Source organism: Hymenobacter sp. FMD4, assembly GCF_058932745.1.
The window spans coordinates 25,096-46,621 of record NZ_JBZYWH010000028.1 but is presented as its reverse complement, the minus strand read 5'-3'; the positions used below and the strand labels follow the sequence as shown (position 1 = coordinate 46,621).

17 protein-coding genes and 1 pseudogene are annotated in these 21,526 nt (G+C 60.0%); 12 read left to right on the top strand and 6 right to left on the bottom strand.

Annotated features, from left to right (window positions below; translation table 11 throughout):
- Window positions 1-43 precede the first annotated feature (43 nt).
- Window positions 44-982 carry a hypothetical protein gene (locus AC5FXY_RS19490; RefSeq protein ID WP_493558390.1) on the top strand — a complete coding sequence of 313 codons (939 nt, stop codon included), beginning with the start codon at window positions 44-46 and terminating at the stop codon, window positions 980-982.
- On the opposite strand, the gene AC5FXY_RS19485 is transcribed toward AC5FXY_RS19490, so the two are convergent.
- The gene (locus tag AC5FXY_RS19485) at window positions 983-1,918 is read right to left on the bottom strand and encodes a flavin reductase family protein (RefSeq protein ID WP_493558389.1); all 936 of its coding nucleotides are present in this window, start codon (window positions 1,916-1,918) and stop codon (window positions 983-985) included.
- 43 nt (window positions 1,919-1,961) lie between these two features.
- Complete coding sequence (locus tag AC5FXY_RS19480; protein ID WP_493558388.1) at window positions 1,962-2,420, bottom strand: hypothetical protein; 459 nt, start codon at window positions 2,418-2,420, stop codon at window positions 1,962-1,964.
- 114 nt (window positions 2,421-2,534) lie between these two features.
- Between AC5FXY_RS19480 and AC5FXY_RS19475 the strand changes: the two genes are divergently transcribed.
- The gene (locus AC5FXY_RS19475) at window positions 2,535-3,446 is read left to right on the top strand and encodes a M28 family peptidase (RefSeq protein WP_493558387.1); all 912 of its coding nucleotides are present in this window, start codon (window positions 2,535-2,537) and stop codon (window positions 3,444-3,446) included.
- Between the two features lie 7 nt (window positions 3,447-3,453).
- On the opposite strand, the gene AC5FXY_RS19470 is transcribed toward AC5FXY_RS19475, so the two are convergent.
- Window positions 3,454-4,029 carry a hypothetical protein gene (locus AC5FXY_RS19470; RefSeq protein ID WP_493558386.1) on the bottom strand — a complete coding sequence of 192 codons (576 nt, stop codon included), beginning with the start codon at window positions 4,027-4,029 and terminating at the stop codon, window positions 3,454-3,456.
- A 111-nt stretch (window positions 4,030-4,140) separates the two neighbouring features.
- Here AC5FXY_RS19470 and AC5FXY_RS19465 point away from each other — a divergent pair.
- From AC5FXY_RS19465 to acs, 9 genes and pseudogenes are all read left to right on the top strand, one after another.
- Window positions 4,141-4,236 (top strand): annotated as a pseudogene (locus tag AC5FXY_RS19465) (transposase-like zinc-binding domain-containing protein); the annotation flags it as partial.
- A 12-nt stretch (window positions 4,237-4,248) separates the two neighbouring features.
- The gene (locus tag AC5FXY_RS19460; protein WP_493558412.1) at window positions 4,249-4,563 is read left to right on the top strand and encodes a helix-turn-helix domain-containing protein; all 315 of its coding nucleotides are present in this window, start codon (window positions 4,249-4,251) and stop codon (window positions 4,561-4,563) included.
- A 152-nt stretch (window positions 4,564-4,715) separates the two neighbouring features.
- Window positions 4,716-6,341, top strand: coding sequence for a hypothetical protein (locus AC5FXY_RS19455; RefSeq protein ID WP_493558385.1), 1,626 nt, complete (start codon window positions 4,716-4,718; stop codon window positions 6,339-6,341).
- Window positions 6,342-6,457: 116 nt separating this feature from the next.
- Complete coding sequence (locus AC5FXY_RS19450; RefSeq protein WP_493558384.1) at window positions 6,458-7,966, top strand: MFS transporter; 1,509 nt, start codon at window positions 6,458-6,460, stop codon at window positions 7,964-7,966.
- Between the two features lie 152 nt (window positions 7,967-8,118).
- The gene (locus tag AC5FXY_RS19445; RefSeq protein ID WP_493558383.1) at window positions 8,119-8,334 is read left to right on the top strand and encodes a hypothetical protein; all 216 of its coding nucleotides are present in this window, start codon (window positions 8,119-8,121) and stop codon (window positions 8,332-8,334) included.
- Between the two features lie 67 nt (window positions 8,335-8,401).
- Entirely contained in the window at window positions 8,402-11,173 is a 2,772-nt protein-coding gene (locus AC5FXY_RS19440; protein WP_493558382.1) for an ATP-binding protein, read from the top strand.
- Between the two features lie 97 nt (window positions 11,174-11,270).
- The gene (locus AC5FXY_RS19435; protein ID WP_493558381.1) at window positions 11,271-11,660 is read left to right on the top strand and encodes a response regulator transcription factor; all 390 of its coding nucleotides are present in this window, start codon (window positions 11,271-11,273) and stop codon (window positions 11,658-11,660) included.
- A gap of 146 nt (window positions 11,661-11,806) precedes the next feature.
- Window positions 11,807-13,777 (top strand): propionyl-CoA synthetase, encoded by a 1,971-nt coding sequence (locus tag AC5FXY_RS19430; RefSeq protein ID WP_493558380.1) that lies wholly within the window; start codon window positions 11,807-11,809, stop codon window positions 13,775-13,777.
- 123 nt (window positions 13,778-13,900) lie between these two features.
- On the top strand, window positions 13,901-15,850 hold the full coding sequence (gene acs / locus AC5FXY_RS19425) for an acetate--CoA ligase (protein ID WP_493558411.1): 1,950 nt from the start codon (window positions 13,901-13,903) through the stop codon (window positions 15,848-15,850).
- Between the two features lie 131 nt (window positions 15,851-15,981).
- Here acs and AC5FXY_RS19420 read toward each other — a convergent pair whose 3' ends face one another.
- Both AC5FXY_RS19420 and AC5FXY_RS19415 read right to left on the bottom strand, forming a co-directional pair.
- Window positions 15,982-16,575 carry a hypothetical protein gene (locus AC5FXY_RS19420; protein ID WP_493558379.1) on the bottom strand — a complete coding sequence of 198 codons (594 nt, stop codon included), beginning with the start codon at window positions 16,573-16,575 and terminating at the stop codon, window positions 15,982-15,984.
- A 17-nt stretch (window positions 16,576-16,592) separates the two neighbouring features.
- On the bottom strand, window positions 16,593-17,747 hold the full coding sequence (locus AC5FXY_RS19415; protein WP_493558378.1) for a zinc-dependent alcohol dehydrogenase: 1,155 nt from the start codon (window positions 17,745-17,747) through the stop codon (window positions 16,593-16,595).
- 421 nt (window positions 17,748-18,168) lie between these two features.
- On the opposite strand from AC5FXY_RS19415, the gene AC5FXY_RS19410 reads away from it, so the two are divergent.
- The gene (locus tag AC5FXY_RS19410) at window positions 18,169-19,743 is read left to right on the top strand and encodes a glycerol-3-phosphate dehydrogenase/oxidase (RefSeq protein ID WP_493558377.1); all 1,575 of its coding nucleotides are present in this window, start codon (window positions 18,169-18,171) and stop codon (window positions 19,741-19,743) included.
- A gap of 316 nt (window positions 19,744-20,059) precedes the next feature.
- Here AC5FXY_RS19410 and fahA read toward each other — a convergent pair whose 3' ends face one another.
- Window positions 20,060-21,340, bottom strand: coding sequence for a fumarylacetoacetase (gene fahA / locus AC5FXY_RS19405; RefSeq protein ID WP_493558376.1), 1,281 nt, complete (start codon window positions 21,338-21,340; stop codon window positions 20,060-20,062).
- Window positions 21,341-21,526: the final 186 nt, after the last annotated feature.

Genomic DNA, 21,526 nt, shown 5'->3' with positions numbered 1-21,526 from the left:
GCACACCGTTAGGCCGCCTATACGTTCCGCTAACTCACGTCGCATGTTATTACTACCGTTGCCTCGCCGTTTCGCTGTGCTGGGTGCTTTGGCTGCTGTGCTGCTCGGGGTTGCTGCTTGCCAGCGCGCTTCTGAGGCCCCACTGCTCCGCCTCCTGTTTCTCGATCAAACCCTGCAGGCCAGCAACAGCACCCTGCTGAAAAACAACGCGGCTTCAATAAGTGGGATTCAAGCGCAAGTCGAAATAAACCGCAACCCGCCGGAGGAGCTAGCCGTGCTGCGTCAGGCCGAGGCCGTGCATGATAGTACCCGTGCCCTGGTAGACTACCTGCACGAGCTGCGGGAGCAACTGCTGCGCCGCACCGACAACCTGGTTCGCTTCAAGCACCTGGAAAAGCACCGTGAAGTAGCTGCGCTGATGCAAAGCGGCGAGCAGGGAGCTGCCCAGCGGCTGCAGCGGCGGCTGGCGCAACATGCTCGTTTCCTGGAACAAGTAGCGCCAGTACGCAGCTCCGGTCCAAAAGCCCAAACTGCGCCTGCAGCTCCAAAGATTGATTTCGACGATGCCCCGGTGGTAGCGGTCCTCGCTTCCATGTCGCAGCTGGAAGCCGATGCGCTGCTTCGGGAAGCCAATACGTTGACCGTGTTAGCGGATAAACCAGAAAAAGGATTTCTGCAGTCCATGGCCCCGCAACCGTTCGTAACGGCCGAGGCCAGCACCGTAGCACCAGGCGGAGTGTACAAAGCTGAAGTGCATCTGGCGCACGCTATAGACGTCTCCGGCCACCTGACCATGACGGTCAACGGCCAGCCCATCAGCGTCGATGATGCTGGATTTGGGCGAGTCAGGTTTACTGCGCCGGCGCTTAATGGGGCCGCCAGCCGGCAGTTGAACTGGGAAGGACGGATCCGGTTGCCGTTCAAAGGTCTGGACACCACATTCCGCGTGCAGGTGCCCTATACCGTTGTGCGGGGCCGGTAGCTACCCGGCCGCCAGCAGCAGCACCTTCCACGCTTCCAGCAGCCGGCCTTCTTCCAGAACCTTCTTGCCCAGCAGCACGAGCTGCTGCCGTTGCTCGGCAGCGTCGTCGCGGTACTTGTTGAGCGTGTAAGCTACCAGCGGGTCTTCGCGGAAGGCTTGCACATCGCCGGCGGAGGGCAGGGCTTCCTGCTCGATGTTGGCGAGGCGGCCGAGGTTGTTGCCGGTCAGGATATCAGAGTGGCGAATGTGCTCGGGCAGCTGATCGATGCCGATGCCTTTGTTACGGTTGGGTTTTGGTACCTCGAAGAGGCTTTCGGGAATGACGCGCGAGTACCAGTCGCCGCCGAGGCGGGCCACGGCATCGAAGCGGTGCGGATCGACGCCGCCGTTGCCGGGTAGTAGTATGTCTTCTCGGAAGTGCGACTGCACTACGCGGCATACCACCAGGTTGCCGCCGCCGTTGGAGTCGCCGATGGCAATGACCTGCTCCACTACGCACTCAAACGACACCGGGCACTCGGCCACGCGGGGCGGGCGCACCATGTCGGACTGCAACTCCGTGAGGCCGGCTTTCTTGAATTCGTTGACGCTGCGTTCGTACTCCGTGGAGGCTAGGGACATTTGCTCCACCAGTGGGTAGTCGCAGATGTTGATGACGCACTCCGGCACCTCGTCGCGCACGTTGTAGAGCGTGTGCTTCTGCGTGTTGTCGCGCACGCGGTTGGCGGGGGAGAAGATCAGCGTGGCGGGGTTGGAACTGAACACGTTGAAGAACGAGAACGGGCTCAGGTTCACGTTGCCTTCGCGGTCGATGGTGCTGACGAAGGCAATGGGCCGCGGGGCTACGGCGCCGAGCATGAACTGGTGCCACTCGGGGCCTTTGAGGGTGCCAGGCGTGATGGTGCGGAATGCAGCGGTAGGAGCAGGGGTGAGCATGGGCAAAGCTAATTGACGCCCGAAGTTCTGTCTTTGCGGGGAATTAGTCGTTGTGATGCCACTTACCCGTGGAGCTGTAGTAAAAAGCCTGCATCATCAGGCCTTCGTCATACCACAGTCGATAGCCACTGGACGTATCAGCTGCGTTGTATGGGTTGTTCTCGTAATAAAATGGCTGCCAGCCTAATCCATAAGATGTGGTTGGTACCGCTGGCAAGTAGTTCGGAACAAGTTGAGCTAACGAATCTGGGTATTGACCATTCTGGGTGCGGTACCGCTCTAATTGGTGGATAAGCCCTGCGGCTCGCCGCTCCGTCACATTTCCTTGATAAAAGTTGAATACGAAAGGAAGAATAATGGCCAGTCCAAACACAGCCATAAGCATTAATAGGTGCTTCTGCAACAGCAGCCTGGGGAAAATGTAGGCCAGCAACGGTAGTAATAGAATACCTAAGGTCAGCAAGCCCGCACTGAAAATGAATAAAAAGCCGAGAAACAGCATTAGTTGCAAAGCCAGTAGGGGCAACAGAAGCGCGAGACCAATCAATAATTGGCGGACAAGTACCTTCACGAATTACATCATTAACATATGGGTTTAAACTTATCATTTTTGCACTTGCTATTCATTGTTGGCACGCTGTCAGCCACAAATGCATTTGGTGCTAGGACAGAAGCCGACTCCCTGCGCCTGCGTCAGCATCTTACCTACCTGGTCACCACGCCCCAGCCGCGTAACCACATGCACGTAGCCGTGCTCGACACGGTGGCCGTCTATATCGGCCGGCAGCTACGCGCTGCCGGGGCGCAGGTCAGCGAGCAGCCCTACGTGGTGAACGGCCAGACCTACCGCAACGTCATCGGCTTCTTTGGCCCAGCCGACGGTCCGCGCATCGTGGTGGGGGCGCACTACGACGTGTGCGGCGAGCAGCCTGGCGCCGATGACAACGGCTCCGGCACGGCCAGCCTGCTGGAGCTGGCGCGCCTGCTGGGTCAGCAGCAAGCCGGGCTAAAGCAGCGCATCGAGCTGGTGGCCTACACCTTGGAAGAGCCGCCGTACTTCCGCACCCGGCACATGGGCAGTTACGTGCACGCCAAATCCCTGTACGACGCCGGCGTGCCGGTGCGCGGCATGGTTTCGTTGGAAATGCTTGGCTACTTCGACGACCGCCGCGGCTCGCAGCATTACCCTTTCGGGCCGCTGAAGCTGGTTTATGGCAGCCGCGGCAATTACGTTACCACGGTGCGCAAATTTGGCAACGGGGGTTTCAGCCGACCGTTTGCCCGCACCTACAAGCGGGTGGCGGGCCTGCCGGTGCGCCGCTTTCAGGCACCCGCCGCCCTGCCCGGCATCGACTTCTCCGACCACCTGAATTACTGGAAATTCGGCTACTCAGCCCTGATGCTGACCGACACGGCCTTTTTTCGCAACCGTAACTACCATCACGCTACCGACAGCATTGAGAAGTTGGACTTTGGTCGCATGGCCCTAGCCGTGGATGCCGTGCTGGCCACGCTGCTCCGGATGTGAGTAGGGGCTACTGGGCTTTTGGGCGACCTACCCAAACTGTACCGCCGGTACGCAATAGATAGTACGGTTCACCCGATGCCGTCGTCGCTTCGCGGTATTGATTAACAGGGGTTTGCGCGGGCAGTTCATCTGGCCAAATCGGCTCCTCATCGTGATAAGCAATCCATGTAAAATCTTCTACTCCTGGAAGGTAACGGTATTCTGGGGGCAGCGGCGACGACGGCACTATGGGCGCGGTGAATAAGTTTTCATACCGTTCGATTCGCGTTCTTATGCCCACTACCACTTGGGAATCTCGGAAGCGCGAATTCTGCAGCCAGATGGCTGCGTAATAAGGCATTGAGGCATTCCTTAGCTGTTGGTTCCAGTGCCGAAAAGTAACCATCAGGCTCAGGAAAGCTTCTTGGCGGAAGCGCGTGGGCGGGCAGCTGGCAAAGGAGGTGCCAAACCAGGGAGCTAGCCCCAGTCTGTAGTGGCTGTAATTATGGGCGTCGAGCAGGTCAAAAGAGAGTGCCACTGGCTGCTGCTTCATGCGGGCGAAACGCCTGAAGTGCCTGCGTAATCCCCTGATTTTTTTGGGCATGATGAAGAAGGGTCTGGCCGTTAACCAATGCGCAATTGAGATATACTTTGCTAATCTGCTATATGTTTGCTAACTAAGTATAGCAACATAAATCTAACCGCAAGACACCTGATGAACAAGCCGCCCTGTCCAAAGTGTGATTCGACGGACGCAACCAAAAGCGGGGTAATTGGCGACCGGCAACGTTACAAGTGCAAAAAATGCGGATACCATTTTACCGTGGCCAAGGTGGGGCGGGAGATAAATTCCTACTACGTCATCAAGGCTTTGCAACTGTACATCGAGGGTGTGAGTTACCGCGAGATTGAGCGGCTGTTGGGTGTGAGTCACGTATCGGTGATGAACTGGGTCAAGAAGTATGGCGTAAAGGCACCTCGGCAAACGGAGTATCACCCTACTTATCAAATCCTCAATCAGAAAGAGCTGACGGCCTTTTTTCAGGATGCCAAGAACCTGAAGGGGGCGGGAATGGTGGTGACGGAACTCGGCGACAAGTTCATGCTGATCCGCTGGGAGCGGTTTCGGCAGGGGTAGGGCCACCAGTAGCAGGAGCTATAGCATTAGCAGAAGTATAGCACCGACGTGACTTCGCCCTGGGAATTCTTCTATTTGGTTGGGAAGAGCCGCCACGGCAACGGGGCTTTCGGTAGCTGAGCATTCATTCCCACACCAAGTCACCTGATCTTATGGAGAAAACCCGTTATGCGCTGATGCTGAGTGCAATGCTCGGCACCGTAAGCGCTGTGGGCCAGGTTACGCCCACGCCCACTTCCCCGCCAGCCCAGCCGGCACCCACCACGCCGCCGGTTCAGCCTGACGTAAACAGGCCGCCCAGCACGCCTGCGGGCGCAGCACCAGCTACACCGCCCGCCAATCCGCAGGCGCCGTCGGTGTCGCAGGCCCCCACGCCGGCCGCTTCGCAGCCCGCCGCGCCGGTGCCATACGGCGGCGGCATGCGCGTAAACCTCTCGCCCGACGGGTCTAAGTACATGCGCTTCATCACGTGGCACCAAATCTGGACGCGCTACACGAAGAACAATACAGGCACGCTGCGTGCTCCGAACAAGCCGCAGGACGACCAGATCGACTTTGCCATTCGCCGCTCGCGCCTCATTGTGCTGTCGCAGCTAAATCCACGTTTCCTGATTTACACCCACATCGGTATCAACAACCAGACGGCCGTAAGCGGTGGCGTGGCGCCAGCTCAGGATGCCAAAAAGCCGCAGCTCTTCGTGCACGAGGCCGTGGTGGAGTACAAGATCAACAAGTACCTGGACCTGGGCGCGGGTATGCACTACCAGAACGGCCTTTCGCGCATGACGCGTTCGAGCACGCTCAACTTCCTGACCCTGGACGCTCCGCTCACCAACTGGCCCGTTATCGAGGCCATCGATCAGTTTGCGCGCGGAATTGGGGTGTACGCCAAAGGGCGCGTAAGCAAGCTGGATTACGCTGTGAGCGTGAATGAGTCGCTGCTCACCAACCAGACCGGGGCCTTGAGCACGCCGCTGGGGCTGGGCACCACCACCGTGACGGGCACTGCACCCAACCAGGTATTTACCAACGTGGGCAACAACCAGGCGCAATACAACCCGCAGGGCACCAACCACATCTTCCAAGGCTACTTCAGCTGGTCGTTTCTGGAAACCGAATCCAATCTGCTGCCCTTCAACGTGGGCAGTTATCTGGGCACCAAACGGGTGTTCAACATCGGCACCGGCTTTTTCTACAACAACGACGGCATGGTCTCGCGGGGCGCAGGCGACGTAGCCGTGTCCAACGGCACAGGCTTTACGCCTACTCAAACGGCGGCTATTGCCACGCGCAAGCACGACATCGCGCTGTTTGCCGTCGATGCCTTCTTCGACACGCCCATCAACAAGGAGAGCGGAACTGCTTTCACGGCCTACGGCGTGTATTACAACTACAACATGGGGCCAAATCACGTGCGCTTCATCGGGGCCTCTAACCCGGGCTACGGCACCGACACCCGTCGCGGCAATGCCGTGCCGCACTCCGGCACCGGCAACATCGGCTTTGCCGAGGCGGGATACCTGCTGCCCAAAAGCCTGCTCGGACCTAAGGCGCGGTTGCAGCCCTACGCGTCCTACCTGCTGGGCGCCTACGAGGGGCTGCGCACCTCGAGCGGCGAGCGGAAGAACGTGAACATAGCTGATGTAGGTGCCAACCTCTACCTGGAGGGCCATAACGCCAAGTTTACCCTGAACTACCGCCACCGGCCCGACTTCACGAACGTGGACGACGTGAAGTACCGGCCCGAAATCACCCTTCAAACCCAGGTCTTCCTGTAAGGTCGTTCTGAACCCACGGCCTCAAGGCTGGCTGGCAAGCATTCCTTCGTCGGCCAGCCGAAAGCAAAGAAGTAGTAACTCCAAGGCACTTTCTACCAGCAACCAACTTTCACATCATGGAAAAGAATCTTCCGAACCGCGCCCCGGCCCTAAGCACGGTGGCGGCTGGCGCCGGGGCTCCGGACTCGGTGGCCCACGACAACAACTCGGTGTCGAAAAGCAAGATCTGGCAGGTCATCACGGCTTCGTCGGTGGGCACCGTTATCGAGTGGTACGACTTCTACATTTTCGGTTCACTGGCCGCCTTTATCGGGCCGGTGTTGTTTGGGGCAACCGGCAAAATCGAGGACACGATTCTGGGTACGCTGGCCGTGTTCGGTGCCGGCTTCGTGGTGCGGCCGTTTGGGGCCCTGGTATTTGGGCGCATCGGCGACATGATCGGGCGCAAGTACACCTTTCTGCTCACGCTGCTGATCATGGGCGGTGCCACTTTTGTAACGGGCCTGATTCCGAGCTACGAGAAAATCGGGCTGGCGGCGCCCATCATTGTCACCATTTTGCGCCTGCTGCAGGGCCTGGCCCTGGGCGGTGAATACGGCGGCGCGACCACCTACGTGGCCGAGCACTCGCCCGATAACAGGCGCGGCTACTATACCAGCTTCATCCAGATTACGGCCACGGCCGGTTTGTTTATCAGCATCCTGGTTATTCTCTCCACCCGCACAATGATGGGCGAGGAGGCCTTCAAGGAGTGGGGGTGGCGGATTCCGTTTCTGCTCTCGGGCTTCTTGGTAATTGCCTCGTACTACATCCGCCGCAAGCTGCACGAGTCGCCGCTGTTTGCCAAAGCCAAGGCTGAGGGCAAGACCTCGACCAACCCGCTGCGCGAGTCATTCGTGAACCCGGTAAACCGTCGCCTGGTGCTCATCTCGTTATTTGGCGCCACCATGGGCCAGGGCGTGGTGTGGTATACCGGCCAGTTTTACGCCTACTCCTTCATGCAGTCGACGCTGAAAATGGACATCATGGATGCGGCCATCGTGCTCTGCGCCGCGCTGCTGCTTGCCACGCCGCTGTTTGTGTACTTTGGGAGCCTATCGGACCGCATCGGCCGTAAGAAGATCATCATGATGGGCCTGCTGTGCGGCGCCTTGTTTACCATCCCGATTTTCTATGGTCTGAAGCAGTTTGCCGGCCCGATTACGGAGGTAACCGCCGCCACTGTGGACGCCACCGGCAAAGCCGTGCCGGCCGTGATGAAGGCGCTGTCGCCGAACCTGCTAGCTATGATTGCGCTGGTGTTCTGCCTGGTGGTGTTCGTGACCATGGCCTACGGCCCAATCGCGGCTTACTTGGTCGAGCTGTTTCCCACCAAAGTGCGCTACACCTCGCTTTCCTTGCCTTACCACATCGGCAACGGTGTATTCGGGGGCTTCGTGCCGCTGATTGCTACGGCCCTCACGCTGCGCGCCGCCACCTCCGAATCAGGCCTAATCAAAGATTACAGCTACCTGGCGGGCCTGATCTATCCGGTTGTCATTGCGCTGATCTGCTGGGTTATAGGCTCGGCGCTGATGAAAGACGTGCGCAACGTGAAGTTGATGGATGAGCAGCCGGAGAAATAGCCGGCGCTCAACTGCTTCGGCATCCGTGCCCGCCTGTGCAGGCGCTATTTGAATATTGGTTTGGTATACTGTCCGCTGCCTCCCTGGGGCAGCGGACTTTTCACCAACTAGAGTTTTCGGTAGCTTACTCCATTTCATATCCCGCCTGCTTTATGCTGCCATCCACCAACCCGGAACCAACCGAACAACGCCGCGGGCAGCGTCTGCTTTTCACGGCGGTGCTGTGCACGGTGCTGCTCACGTTTCCGCTGCTGGCCATCGTGGACAAGCCACTGCGCGTAGCGGGCATGCCCGTGCTATACCTCTACGTGCTGGTAGTCTGGCTGCTGGTGGTGCTTAGTACCCGCTGGCTGGTAAAAGTGAAGTAGTGCAGTTGACTTTCGAACATCAGCCCAATTTTTCTTCCTTGACCTGTTCACCCGCTAATCTGACCACTTGTCCAAGCTACTCGTCATCGGTTGTTCGCTAGGCTACCTGCTGCTCTTGTTTGCGGTTGCCTACGCCGCTGAGCACCGCTCGGCCCGGCGGCGTAGCCTTGTGAGCAACCCCTACGTGTACGCCCTGTCCATGGCTGTGTACTGCACGGCCTGGACGTACTACGGCTCGGTGGGGCGGGCGGCTTATTCGGGGCTGGAGTTCGTGGCCATCTACCTGGGGCCCACGCTTATGGCGCCGGTATGGTGGCTGGTGCTACGCAAGATTATCCGCATCTGCCGGCAGCAAAGCCTCACCTCGTTGGCCGATTTTGTGTCAGCCCGCTACGGCAAAAGCGCTTCGCTCGGGGCCTTGGTTACGGTGCTGTGTGTGCTGGGCGTGGTGCCTTATATCTCGCTGCAGATCAAAGCCATTGCGCAGTCGTTCGATATTCTGACGCGCGGCGCCACGACCGTGGCGGCAATGGCCCCGGCCGGCGCGGAGCTGGCCCAGAGTACTGCGCTGTATACCACTGTGGCGCTGGCTTTTTTTACCATCATTTTTGGGGTACGCTCCGTGGAAGCCACAGAGCGGCACGAGGGCATTGTGCTGGCCATAGCACTAGAGTCGCTGATCAAGCTAGTGGCGTTTCTTGCGGTGGGGGCCTTTGTGACGTTCGGTTTGTTTGGCGGCTTCACCGATGTATTTGACCAAGCCGCGGCGCAGCCGGCTTTGCAGCGCCTGTTTACGCTGCAGGGTGGGGGCACTAGCTCGGCGCAGTGGGTAGCGCTGCTGCTGCTCAGCGGCGCGGCGGTGCTGCTATTGCCCCGGCAGTTTCAGGTGGCCGTGGTGGAAAATGTGAGCGAAGACCATTTGCGCAAGGCTATGTGGCTGTTTCCGCTCTATCTCATCATCATCAATCTCTTTGTGCTGCCGGTGGCCTTCGGCGGCGCGTTGCGGTTCGGCCTCGGCCCCGGCGCCCCCGATGCCGACACTTTCGTGCTGGCATTGCCGCTGAGCAGCGGCAACACGGGGCTGGCCTTGCTTACTTATTTGGGCGGCGTATCGGCAGCCAGCTCCATGATCATCGTGGAAACCATTGCCTTGAGCGTGATGATCAGCAACCACCTGCTGATGCCTGTGCTGGTGCGCGTACCGGCCGCCCGGCCGCAGCTGCAGCAGCGCTGGTTTGCTTACCTGGGCCGGGTAGTACTCCAAAGTCGCCGCGTGGCGGTGCTGCTGGTGCTGCTGCTGGCATTTGTGTACTACGTGTCGGTGGGTAGGCAGCTGCCACTAGTGAATATCGGCTTGGTGTCCTTCGCGGCAGTGGCGCAGTTGGCGCCCGCCGTGCTGGGCGGCTTGTACTGGAAAGGCGGCACGCGGCAGGGCGCTACGGCCGGGCTCATTGCGGGCTTCGCGGTATGGTTTTTTACCTTGGTGCTGCCCACGGTGGGCAATGCCGATATGGTGGCCTCGGTGATAAACCAAGGGGCTGGTGATGTGGCCCAGCTCCGGCCCATGGCACTGCTGGGGCTGGAAGGCCTCGATCCGCTGCCCCATGGCCTGTTCTGGAGCTGGCTGCTCAACATCGGCCTGTACGTGGGGGTATCACTGGCCGGGCAACCCACAGCCGTGGAGCAGCGGCAGGCCGAAGCCTTCGTGGAAGTGTTCCGCTACCAGCACGCATTCGAGAACCCCACCAACTGGACAGGCGCTGCGGCCCTGCCCGATCTGCGGGCCTTGCTGATGGGCTTCCTGGGCCGCAAGCGCGCCAACCAAGCCCTGCGGCAGTTTGAGGAACGCTTTCCCGATGCCGCCGTGCACGCCGCCGACGGCACGCCCGTAGCGCACGCCGATCCGCGCCTGTTGGCTTACGCCGAAAAGCTGCTGGCCGGCACCATCGGCCCGGCCTCGGCGCGGCTGCTGCTCGCTACGTCGGTAGGGGCAGAGGAGATGAGCTTCGACAACGTGGTGGGCGTGCTGCGTGAGTCGCAACAACTGCTGGAGGCCAACCGCAAGCTGCGCAAACAATCCCACCAGCTGCAGCGCCTCACCGAGGAGCTGCAGGGCGCCTACGACCGCCTGCGCGAGCTGGATCAGCAGAAAGACGAGTTTCTTTACACCGTCACGCACGAGTTACGCACGCCGCTCACCAGCATCCGGGCCTTGTCGGAAATCCTAGCCGACAACCCCGACATCGACGAAGAAGAACGGTTTCGGTTCCAGAGCACCATCACCAAGGAGGCCGAGCGCCTGAGCCGCCTGATTACGCTGGTACTCGATCTGGAAAAGTTCGAATCGGGCAAGGCCACGCTGGAGCGCACGCCCGTGGACGTGGCCGAGGTCATCAACGACGCCACCGAAGCCGTAGGCCAGCTCGTGCGCGACAAGCAGCTAACCCTCGATTTGGTGGTGCCGCCCGGCTTGCCCACCGTGCTTGGCGACCGGGACCGGCTCATGCAGGTGCTCGTGAATCTGCTCTCCAACGCCGTAAAATCCTGCAAGCCCGGGGAAGGCCGCATTGGGGTAGAGGCCTTGGCTGCGGGCGAGGTGGTCCGCATCTCCATTACCGATAACGGCAAGGGCATCGACCCGGCTTACCACGAACTCATCTTCGACAAGTTCTTTCAGGCCAAAAACCAAACCATGCGCAAGCCCGAAGGCTCCGGCCTGGGCCTGGCTATTACCAAGCGCATTGTGGAACTGCACGCCGGGCGCATCGGAGTGGTAAGCGCGCTGCAGCAAGGGGCGCGCTTCTGGGTGGAACTTCCCGTTGCGCCGACTTCCGTCTGATGCCAATCACGATGCCTTAGCGCTGAAATCCAACTGTAAGGTGCAGCTAACGATGTTTTTTGCGTCCTTACGGCCTATCCTGACTACGCTTCTGCTTATGAAAACAACCGACGCTGCTCATAAAGTCCTCGTGGTGGACGACGAACCGAACATCGTGATGTCGCTGGAATTTTTGCTGCGCAAGGCCGGCTACGTCGTGAGCATTGCCCGCAATGGCACCGAGGCTCTGGAGGCCATCGACAAGGAGCCTTTCGGCGTGGTGTTGCTCGATATCATGATGCCCGACGTCGACGGTTACCATGTGTGCCGCCACCTGCGGCAGTTGCCCGGACACCAGGATACCAAGGTGATTTTTCTGTCGGCCAAAAGCCGCGAAGCCGATGTTCAGAAAGGCTACGAAGCCGGTGCCGATCTGTACTTGACCAAGCCCTTCTCCACGCGCCAACTGCTGGAAAAAGTCCGCGAGCTGGCTCCGCTGATGACGTAAATCACTAGCGCGACCTGCACTCCTGGTGTGCCCGAACGCTTCTGAATCTGAATAGAACGGCTTTGTTTCGCGCCCCCTCGTTCTAAAGAAGCAGAGCAAAGCCTCTGCGCATGCTTCCGTCCCAACCTCCCTCCCCAACCGACGTTATGCATCCCACCTCCGCACCCCTCGCCACTACCTACGCGGCGGCGCATGCCGCTAGCCTTGCCGATCCGGCCGCGTTCTGGGCCGAGCAGGCTCGCGCTTTGCAGTGGTTTCAGGAGCCGACCCAGGTATTGTCCACGGACGATAAGGGTTTTTACCGCTGGTTTCGGGGTGGGCAGTTGAATACCTGCTACCTGTGCCTGGACTACCACGTAGCTCACGGCCGCGCCGAGCAGGTAGCCCTGATTCAAGACTCGCCGGTGACGAGCACCGTGCGCCGCTTCACTTACCGCGAGTTGTTGGACCTTACGGCGCGCTTCGCGGGCGGTTTGCGCCAGCTAGGAGTAGGGCAGGGCGACCGGGTTATCATCTACATGCCCAATGTGCCCGAAGCCGTGGTGGCCATGCTGGCCTGCGCCCGTCTTGGGGCGGTGCACTCGGTGGTATTCGGGGGCTTCGCCCCACACGAGCTGGCCGTGCGCATCGACGACGCCCAACCCAAGGTCATAGTGTCTGCCTCCGGCGGTATCGAAATCGACAAAATCATTCCCTACAAGCCGCTGGTCGACGCTGCCATCGAGCAGGCTCGTTTCAAGCCCGAGCACGTGGTGGTACTAGCGCGCGAGGCCATCAGCCACTCGGTGCAAGTGCGCATGCAGCCCGGCCGCGACGTGGAGTATCAGCGCCTGCTGGAAGCCAAACCCGTGGATTGCGTCCCCGTTGCAGCCACCGACCCGCTGTACATCCTGTATACCTCCGGCACCACTGGCAAGCCCAAGGGAGTGGTGCGCGACAACGGCGGCCACGCCGTAGCCCTGAAATACAGCATGAGCGCCATTTATGGCGTGCAGCCCGGCGAGACGTTTTGGGCTGCTTCCGACATCGGGTGGGCCGTGGGCCACAGCTACATTGTGTACGGGCCGCTGCTGCACGGCTGTAGCACCGTACTCTACGAAGGTAAGCCCGTGCGCACGCCCGATGCGGGCACGTTCTGGCGCGTGATTAGGGAGCACGGCGTACGTGTGCTGTTCACGGCGCCCACTGCCATTCGGGCCATCAAGAAGGAAGACCCCGAGGCGCACCTGCTGGGCCGGTTCGAACTGAACACGCTGCGCCACCTGTTTCTGGCCGGTGAGCGGTGCGACCCCGCCACCTTCGAATGGGCCAGAGCCCACTTGGGCGTGCCCGTCGTTGACCACTGGTGGCAGACCGAATCGGGGTGGCCGATGCTGGCTACGCTAGTGGGCCTGAACGGTATGTCCCCGCCCCGCGCCGGCTCGGCCGGGCACGCCGTGCCCGGCTACGATGTGCAGATTCTGGACGAAGCCGGCCAGCCTGTGCCCGCTGGCACCACCGGTCTGGTGGCCGTGCGCCTGCCGCTGCCACCCGGCTGCCTGCCCACGCTCTGGCAAGACGATGAGCGGTTTCGAGCATCCTACCTCAGCACCTTTCCCGGCTATTACCTTTCCGGCGACGGCGGCTACCAGGACGCCGAAGGCTACCTCTACATTATGGGGCGCGTCGATGACATCATCAACGTGGCCGGGCACCGCCTGAGCACCGGCGAGATGGAGGAACTGCTGGCCGCCCACCCGGCCGTGGCCGAGTGCGCCGTGCTGGGCATTGCCGATGAGTTGCGCGGCCAGCGGCCCGTCGGGCTGGTGGTGCTCAAGGACGGCCAGACGATCGAGGAAGCCCAACTGGAAACTGAACTGGTGAAGCGCATCCGTGAGCAAATCGGGGCCATAGCCTGCTTCCGGCAGGTTTTGGTTGTGAAACGCCTGCCCAAAACACGCTCGGGTAAAATCCTGCGTAAAACCATGCGGCAGCTCGCCGACGGGGAAACCGTCAACACGCCTTCCACCATCGACGATCCGGCAATACTGGACGAAATCCGCGCAGCACTTGCCAAGCGCGGTATCGGACGGGCTTTCGAACAAGCAGCAGATGCGCTGCCGGCCTCTTCGGTCTGACTGATTATGCAAGCTTTTCCAGGGTTTGCGCCTGCCCCCAACTGACACGTCTTTAACTCCAACCCTCAAGCTTCTACTGTCATGTTTTCCACTACGCCCAAGCTGCGCACCGCCGAAAACGGCATGCCAGCTGCTAAAGACACCACGCCCGCTACGCCTGCTGTTCACCCGCGCATCCGTACGCTCGAAGAGTACCATGACGCTTACCAGCGCAGCATGGACGACCCCGACGCTTTTTGGGCGGAGGTAGCCGAGCCCTTTACCTGGCGTCGGAAATGGGACAAGGTGCGCGGGGGGCAGTTTTCGCCCGAAGGTGCGGCTACGTGGTTTGAGGGTGCTAAGCTGAACATCACCGAAAACTGCCTCGACCGCCACCTCGCCGCCCGCGGCAACAAGCTGGCCATCGTGTGGGAGCCCAACGACCCCAAGGAACGGCACCTGCGCCTCACGTACCGCGAGCTGTACACGGAGGTCTGCAAATTTGCCAACGTACTGCACAACCTCGGCGTGGAGAAAGGCGACCGGGTGTGCCTCTACATGCCCATGATTCCGCAGCTGGCCATTGCGGTGCTGGCTTGCGCCCGCATCGGGGCCATTCACTCGGTTGTCTTCGCCGGCTTTTCAGCCACGGCCATTGCCGACCGCGTCAACGATGCGCAGGCGGGCTTTGTGATTACCTCGGACGGTCTGAACCGCGGCCCCAAGCAGATTCCGGTAAAGCGCGTAGTCGACGAGGCGCTGGAAAGCTGCCCTTCGGTGCGTAAGGTGCTGGTGGTGGAGCGTCTGGGCTGGCCAGTGCACATGCAGGACGGCCGCGACGTGTGGTACCACGAGGAAGCGAAGGAAGCCGGGAAAACTTTTTCGGCCGAAGAAATGGACGCCGAAGACCCGTTGTTCATCCTTTACACTTCCGGTTCCACCGGCAAGCCCAAGGGCGTGGTGCACAGCACCGCTGGCTATATGGTGTGGGCTGATTACACCTTCCGCAACGTGTTTCAGGTGGAAGAAAACGACGTGTACTGGTGCACTGCCGACGTGGGCTGGGTCACCGGCCACTCGTACCTGCTTTACGGACCTCTGCTGGCCGGCGCCACCACGCTTATGTTTGAGGGTGTGCCCACGTACCCCGATGCGGGCCGCTTCTGGCAGGTGTGCGACAAGCATTCAGTCTCCATTTTCTACACCGCGCCCACGGCTATCCGCTCGCTCATGGCCGCGCCGCTCGACAACGTACTCAGTTACTCGCTCGATTCGCTACGCGTGCTCGGCTCGGTAGGGGAGCCCATCAACGAAGAAGCCTGGTACTGGTACTACCAGCACGTAGGCAAGGAGCGCTGCCCGGTGGTGGATACCTGGTGGCAGACGGAAACCGGCGGCATCATGATTTCGGCCTTGGCTGGCATCACACCCAGCAAGCCAGCCCACGCCGGCCTACCGCTGCCTGGTGTACAGCCCGTGCTGCTCACGCAGGAGGGCAAGGAAATCGAGGGCAACAGCGAAGAAGGCTACCTCGCCTTGAAAGCCGCGTGGCCGGGCGTCATTCGCACGACCTACGGCGACCATGAGCGCGCCCGCCAGACGTACTTCACGCCTTATCCCGGCTACTACTTCACCGGCGACGGCGCCCGCCGCGACGACAACGGCCTGTACCGCATCATTGGCCGCGTCGACGATGTGATTAACGTGTCGGGCCACCGCTTTGGCACCGCCGAAATTGAAAATGCCATCAACGAGAATCCGCACGTGGTGGAATCGGCCGTGGTGGGCTACCCGCACGACGTGAAGGGCCAGGGCATTTACGCCTACGTCATCTGCCGCCCCGGCGACTGTGACAACGACGTGGACCGCAGCCACGTGGAGGCCAGCATTATTGAGACGGTGGTAGCCGAAATCGGCAAAATTGCCAAACCGGATAAGATTCAGATCGTGTCGGGGCTGCCCAAGACGCGCTCCGGCAAGATCATGCGCCGCATCCTGCGCAAGGTGGCCGAAGGCGAAACCAGTAGCCTCGGCGACACCACTACGCTGCTCGACCCGGCAGTAGTCGACGAAATTATCAGCGGCCGGAAATAATTTGTTCCTGCACGTTCCTGATACACAGCAAAAAAGCCGGCCCGATTGGGCCGGCTTTTTTGCTATCGGAAGTAGCGTGAACCTATAGTCCGCGTTACCTTTAACTGTCGTAGCGACCTACTGAACGACTGCTACAAGGTGTGGTAGTCGATTGGGTCGTAAGTGCTGTCCGCGCTGTACGCTGTTTCGTGGTGGCGTGGGGTTTTCTTTGCACGCTTCTTCCGCTTTTTCTCGGCTTTGTCGTCACCGGAAGTCAGCCAGAGCACTAGGCCGGCGGCCACCGCGCCGGCTACAGCCAAGCGAGTAATCAAGCTGGTGCGGTCGTGCTTCCAGGAAGCGTTGTAGCCTTTTTCCTTCCAAATGTTGGGGAACTTGCCGTGGGCCAAGTCCTCGATAATGCCTTCTACCACGTCCACACGGTCGGCCAGGATCAAGGGCAACCAGTGCGAATATTCATTTTCGGTCGCCTTAAAGGCCAGGCGGCGGATGGCACCGCTCAGGCCCTTGGGCGGAGAGGCGGTACCAAATACGGCCGTTACATTGGGGCGTTCCACGGAGTGCAGTACTTCCACGTCAACGGGTTGCTGCGTGGGACGCTCCCAGCTGTAGCCAGTGTGCTCCGCATTGGTGCGGACGGCCTTCATGGGGTACGTAGGGTCGTTTTCCGGGTCGGCGTCGATGCCCCAGCCCGGAACGCTCTTGGGGTCTATTACGTGCTTGTGCATGGTTGTTGGGCTTAGCGTTAGCGGGCGGTCGAAGGAATAAGTACCGGCTTGATGCAGTTGTCGAGTTTGTCGGAGAACAGGCGGTAGCCTTCGGCAACTTCTTCGAGTGGCAGGCGGTGGGTAATGAGTGCTTTAGGATTGATGATGCCATTCTGCACGTGCTCGATAAGACGCGGCAGCAGGCGCTTCACCGAAGCCTGATTGGCCCGGATGGTAAGGCCCTTGTTCAGCACGTTGCCGATGGGCACGAGGTTGTCGGTGGGGCCGTACACGCCCACGATGGACACGATGCCGCCTTTCTTCACCGAGTTGATGGCCCAGTGCAGCGCCGTGGCCGAGCCAGCCTGCAGCAGTGCTTTGCGGCCGGTAATGGTTTGCATGGCGTTGCCGGCAGCTTCAGCGCCCACGGCGTCAATCACGCAGTCGGCACCCATCCAGTCGGTCTGCTTCTTTAGGAAAAGCACCGGATCATCCATGTCCTTTTCGAAGTTGTAGGCTTCGCAAGGCGCATAGTTCTTGGCAAATTCCAGACGGTAGTCTTCCTTGTCGATAATGATGACGCGACCGGCGCCGAACAGCCAGGAGCAGCGAGCCGCCATGATGCCCACAGGCCCCGCGCCGAACACCACCACTGTGTCACCAGGTTGAATCCCAGCCATTTCGGCAGCCTGGTAGCCGGTGGGTACTACGTCGGTGAGCATTACGGCATCATCAAGGTCCATGCCCGCTGGAATTACGGTGGGCGAAACGTTGGCGTAAGGCACACGCACGTATTCGGCTTGACCACCGTGGTAGCCACCAGCCGTGTGCGAGTACCCATAAATGCCACCTACGGCCGTGGCCATGGGGTTGGATTCGTGGCAGTTGCCAAACAAGCCTTGCTGACAGAAGTGGCACTTGCCGCAGGCTATGTTGAAGGGCACTAGCACCATGTCGCCCACTTTGAGCTTGGTTACCTCCGAGCCCACTTCCACCACTTCTCCAACAAACTCATGGCCGAAGGTGGTGCCTACGCGCGTGTCAGGTACGTTGCCGTTGTATAAGTGCAAATCGGAGCCGCAAATGCAGGAGCGCGTGACCCGCACAATAGCATCTTCGGGATGCTTGATTTCCGGCATGGGTTTCTGCGTGGCGCGGACCCTTTTCGGGCCCCGGTAGTCCATAGCAAGCATAGGGTTTGGTCTTTTAGTGCGAATGGGATGATTATTTACTGGCGGCGGTGCTTTTTTGCGTGAAAACAGACGAACATTGTCACGTTGACTTTGCAAGGCCAAGCCGAATCAAATAGTACTGCCCCTTATAGCTAAAGTTGCGGACACTAGGCAAATAAGTATTTATACTTAATGTGAGTAGAGGAGTAACTAGCGCTGGGCTGACAGGCGCTTAGTAACTGAAGTGTCGGTACCAGTATTGTTACTTACTAAAATCAATAACTATTCAAAGTGATATAGTAAGCTAGTTGATTAATCTTATTTTGATAAAATGATCATCCATCGGAAATAGAGCGTTTTCACCAAACAGTATTGATAAAAACGTCTACCGAACCCAAAGCATGGTCTTGGTAATAAGGTAAACTTTTATACTATGTGTTCGATGTTTCGCCGTGAAATCCAATTAGCTAAGCTCGCCATTGCTACCGAATGGGACGTGCTGATAATTGGCGGCGGAGCCACAGGACTGGGTGTGGCTTTGGACGCCGTTAGTCGAGGATTTAGCACACTGCTGATCGAACAAGCCGATTTCGCTAAAGGAACCTCCAGTCGCAGTACCAAGCTGGTGCACGGTGGTGTGCGCTATCTGGCCCAAGGCGACGTAGGCTTGGTGCGCGAGGCCCTGCGCGAGCGGGGCCTGCTGTTACGTAATGCGCCCCACTTAGTGCGCAACCAGGCTTTCGTCATCCCCCTGTACAATTGGTGGGGGCGGCCATACTACACAATCGGCCTGAAGCTGTACGACCTACTATCTGGCCGCTGGAGCTTCGGCGCTTCTCGCGGGTTGAATGCCATCGAGACCAAGACAATGCTTGAAAATGTGCGCCCCACGGGCCTGCGTGGCGGCGTACTCTATCACGATGGGCAGTTCGACGATGCCCGGCTGGCCGTAAATCTGGCCCAAACCTGCGCGGAGCAAGGGGCTGTCGTTTTGAACTACCTGCGCGCTACTTCGTTGCTAAAGGATGCCGTTGGGCGCACCATTGGCATCACAGCGGAGGATCTGGAAACAGGTGTTGCCTATCAGTTCAAGGCTGAAGTCGTCGTCAATGCCACGGGCGTATTAGTGGACGAGGTCATTAAGCTCGACCGCCCCGCCGCGGCTTCCTCAGTGCGCTTCAGCCAAGGCGTGCACTTGGTGCTGCCGCAGCGGTTTCTGCCCGGCTCAGCAGCCCTGATGATTCCCCGCACCGACGACGGACGGGTGCTCTTCGCCGTGCCGTGGTGCGGCCACATCGTCCTCGGCACCACCGATACGCCGGTGCCCACCGCCAGCCCCGAGCCTAAGGCCTTGGCCGAAGAAATAGAGTTCATCTTGCGCACCGCCGGCCGTTACCTCGCCGCAGCGCCTACCCGCGCCGATGTCCTGAGCGTATGGGCTGGCCTGCGTCCATTGGCCGCTCCGGCGAAGGCCGGCGCCGCTACCAAGGAAATATCCCGGCGCCACGCCATCTTGGTTTCCGAATCGGGCCTGCTCACTATCACCGGCGGCAAGTGGACCACCTTCCGCCAGATGGGCGAAGACCTCATTGACCGCGCCATCGCACTAAACCGGCTGCCGGCGCGGCCCAGTCGAAGCGCCGAGTTGCCGATTCACGGAGCCAAGCTCACTACCGAGGCCCCGGAACCAGCGCATTGGGCAGCGTATGGCTCCGACGCGCCGGCGCTCCGCCAACTCATCAAACTAAACCCAAGCCTGGACGCGCCGCTCGTTGCTGGCCATCCCTTTACCCAAGCGGAAGTAGTGTGGGCCGCACGCGCCGAAATGGCCCGTACCGTGGAAGATGTACTGGCCCGCCGCGTCCGGCTGTTATTTCTGGATGCCCTCGCTGCTATGCAGGCTGCGCCCGTAGTGGCCCGCTTGCTCGCTCAGGAACTGCAGCATCCCCCAGGCTGGGAGCAGGCGCAAACCGTGGCCTTTTCGGAGTTGGCGCAAGGCTATCTGCTGGCTGACTAAGATCAGGTAACCTGATCTGATGGATATGAGCCTCAGCTAACACGCTGATTAGACAATCCTTGCTCTGGTTGTAGTCCTAAGTTTGATTGTCATCCTGACGCCCGAAGGAGCTTGCCACGTGAAGACAAATCGTTGTTTCGATTGTCGGGCTAACGTGGCAAGACCCTTCCTGCGTCAGCATGACAGCCCTTGAAAAAGTGGAACGTAGTCCTTTGTTCGTTCTGCTGAGCGCCGTCGAACCGAAGGTAAGCTTGGCCAAGCAGGACGTTCCTTTTCGTGCGCCTAATTATGACTGGGGAGTCAAACCAGGAAGGTCTTACTCCACTGCCGGCAGCACCGTGCCGCGCACCTCCCCGAAGCCTATGCGCAAATCGCCTTTCTGGCAGAAGCCGCGCATAATTACGGTGTCGCCGTCCTGAATGAACTTGCGCTCCGTGCCGTCCGACAAAGCCAGCGGCTTGGTGCCGCGCCAGCTCAGTTCCAGCATGGAGCCGTACGAATCGGGGCTTTGGCCGCTGATGGTGCCCGAGGCGTACAGGTCGCCTACTTCCAGCGGGCAACCGTTGGAGGCGTGGTGGGTGAGTTGCTGGGCCATGCTCCAATACATGTACTTGAAGTTGGAACGGCAGATAACGTTTTCCTCGCCGCCTTGCGGCTGCAGGCTTACTTCCAGCTCAATGTCGAGGTTGTGGGCGCCCGTTTGGCGCAGGTAGGGCAGGGGCTCGGGGTCTTGCACCGGGCCGGTTACGCGGAAGGGCTCCAGCGCGTCCATGGTCACTACCCAGGGCGAGACGCTGCTGCCGAAGTTTTTGCCCAGGAACGGCCCCAGCGGCACGTATTCCCAGCTTTGCAGGTCGCGGGCGCTCCAGTCGTTAAACAAAATCAGCCCGAAGATGTGGTCTTCGGCCTCAGCCAGCGGCACGGTTTGGCCCAGCTCCGTCCCCTGACCTACTACCACTGATACTTCCAGCTCAAAATCAAGCTGCTGCGACGGACCGAAGGTAGGCACCTGCGCGTCCGGGGCTTTGCGCTGCCCGTTGGGCCGGCGTATATCGGTGCCGCTCACCACGATGCTGCTCGTGCGGCCGTGGTAGCCGATAGGAATCCACTTCCAGTTGGGTAGCAGGGCATTGGCCGGGTCGCGGAACATGGTGCCCACGTTGGTCGCGTGCTCGATGCTGCTGTAAAAGTCTGTGTAGTTCTGGGGCTTCACGGGGCGCAGCATCTGCACCTCGCGCTGCCGCACCAGGCAGCTGCGCATGGCTTCCTCGTTGTCGCGCAGTTCGGGGTTGTCATGGCGCAGCAGCTCCGATACGCGCTGGCGCACGGCGCGCCACGTCGGCCGGCCAAGCTTAATGAAGCCATTCAGGGAACGGCGACGAAACACCCGCGGGCCGGTCGGCAGATCAAGACCGCGGAAGAAGCCGAACTGGTCTACGGCGTACAAATCAAGTACATACTCGCCAATGGCCACGCCCACGCGGGTACCACGCTCATCAGTCTGGAACACGCCGAAGGGCAGGTTCTGAATGGGAAAGTCGCTGCCGGGCGCGATGTCAATCCAAGAGTGCAGGGCGGGGTCGTTGGGGTTGGCCATGTTTGGAATTCGGTGGGTGCTGTGCGGGCAAAGGTATAGCGAGGCGCTGAATGATGGGAGAGAGCGGCACAACACCACCTGGCCAGCGCATACCATTCACCGCGGCACGATTCGCCGCAGCATTTGACGGCCGCAGTTTCCTGAAGGCTACCCATGATTCGGTTTGGTGGCCAACCCCCTTTCCCA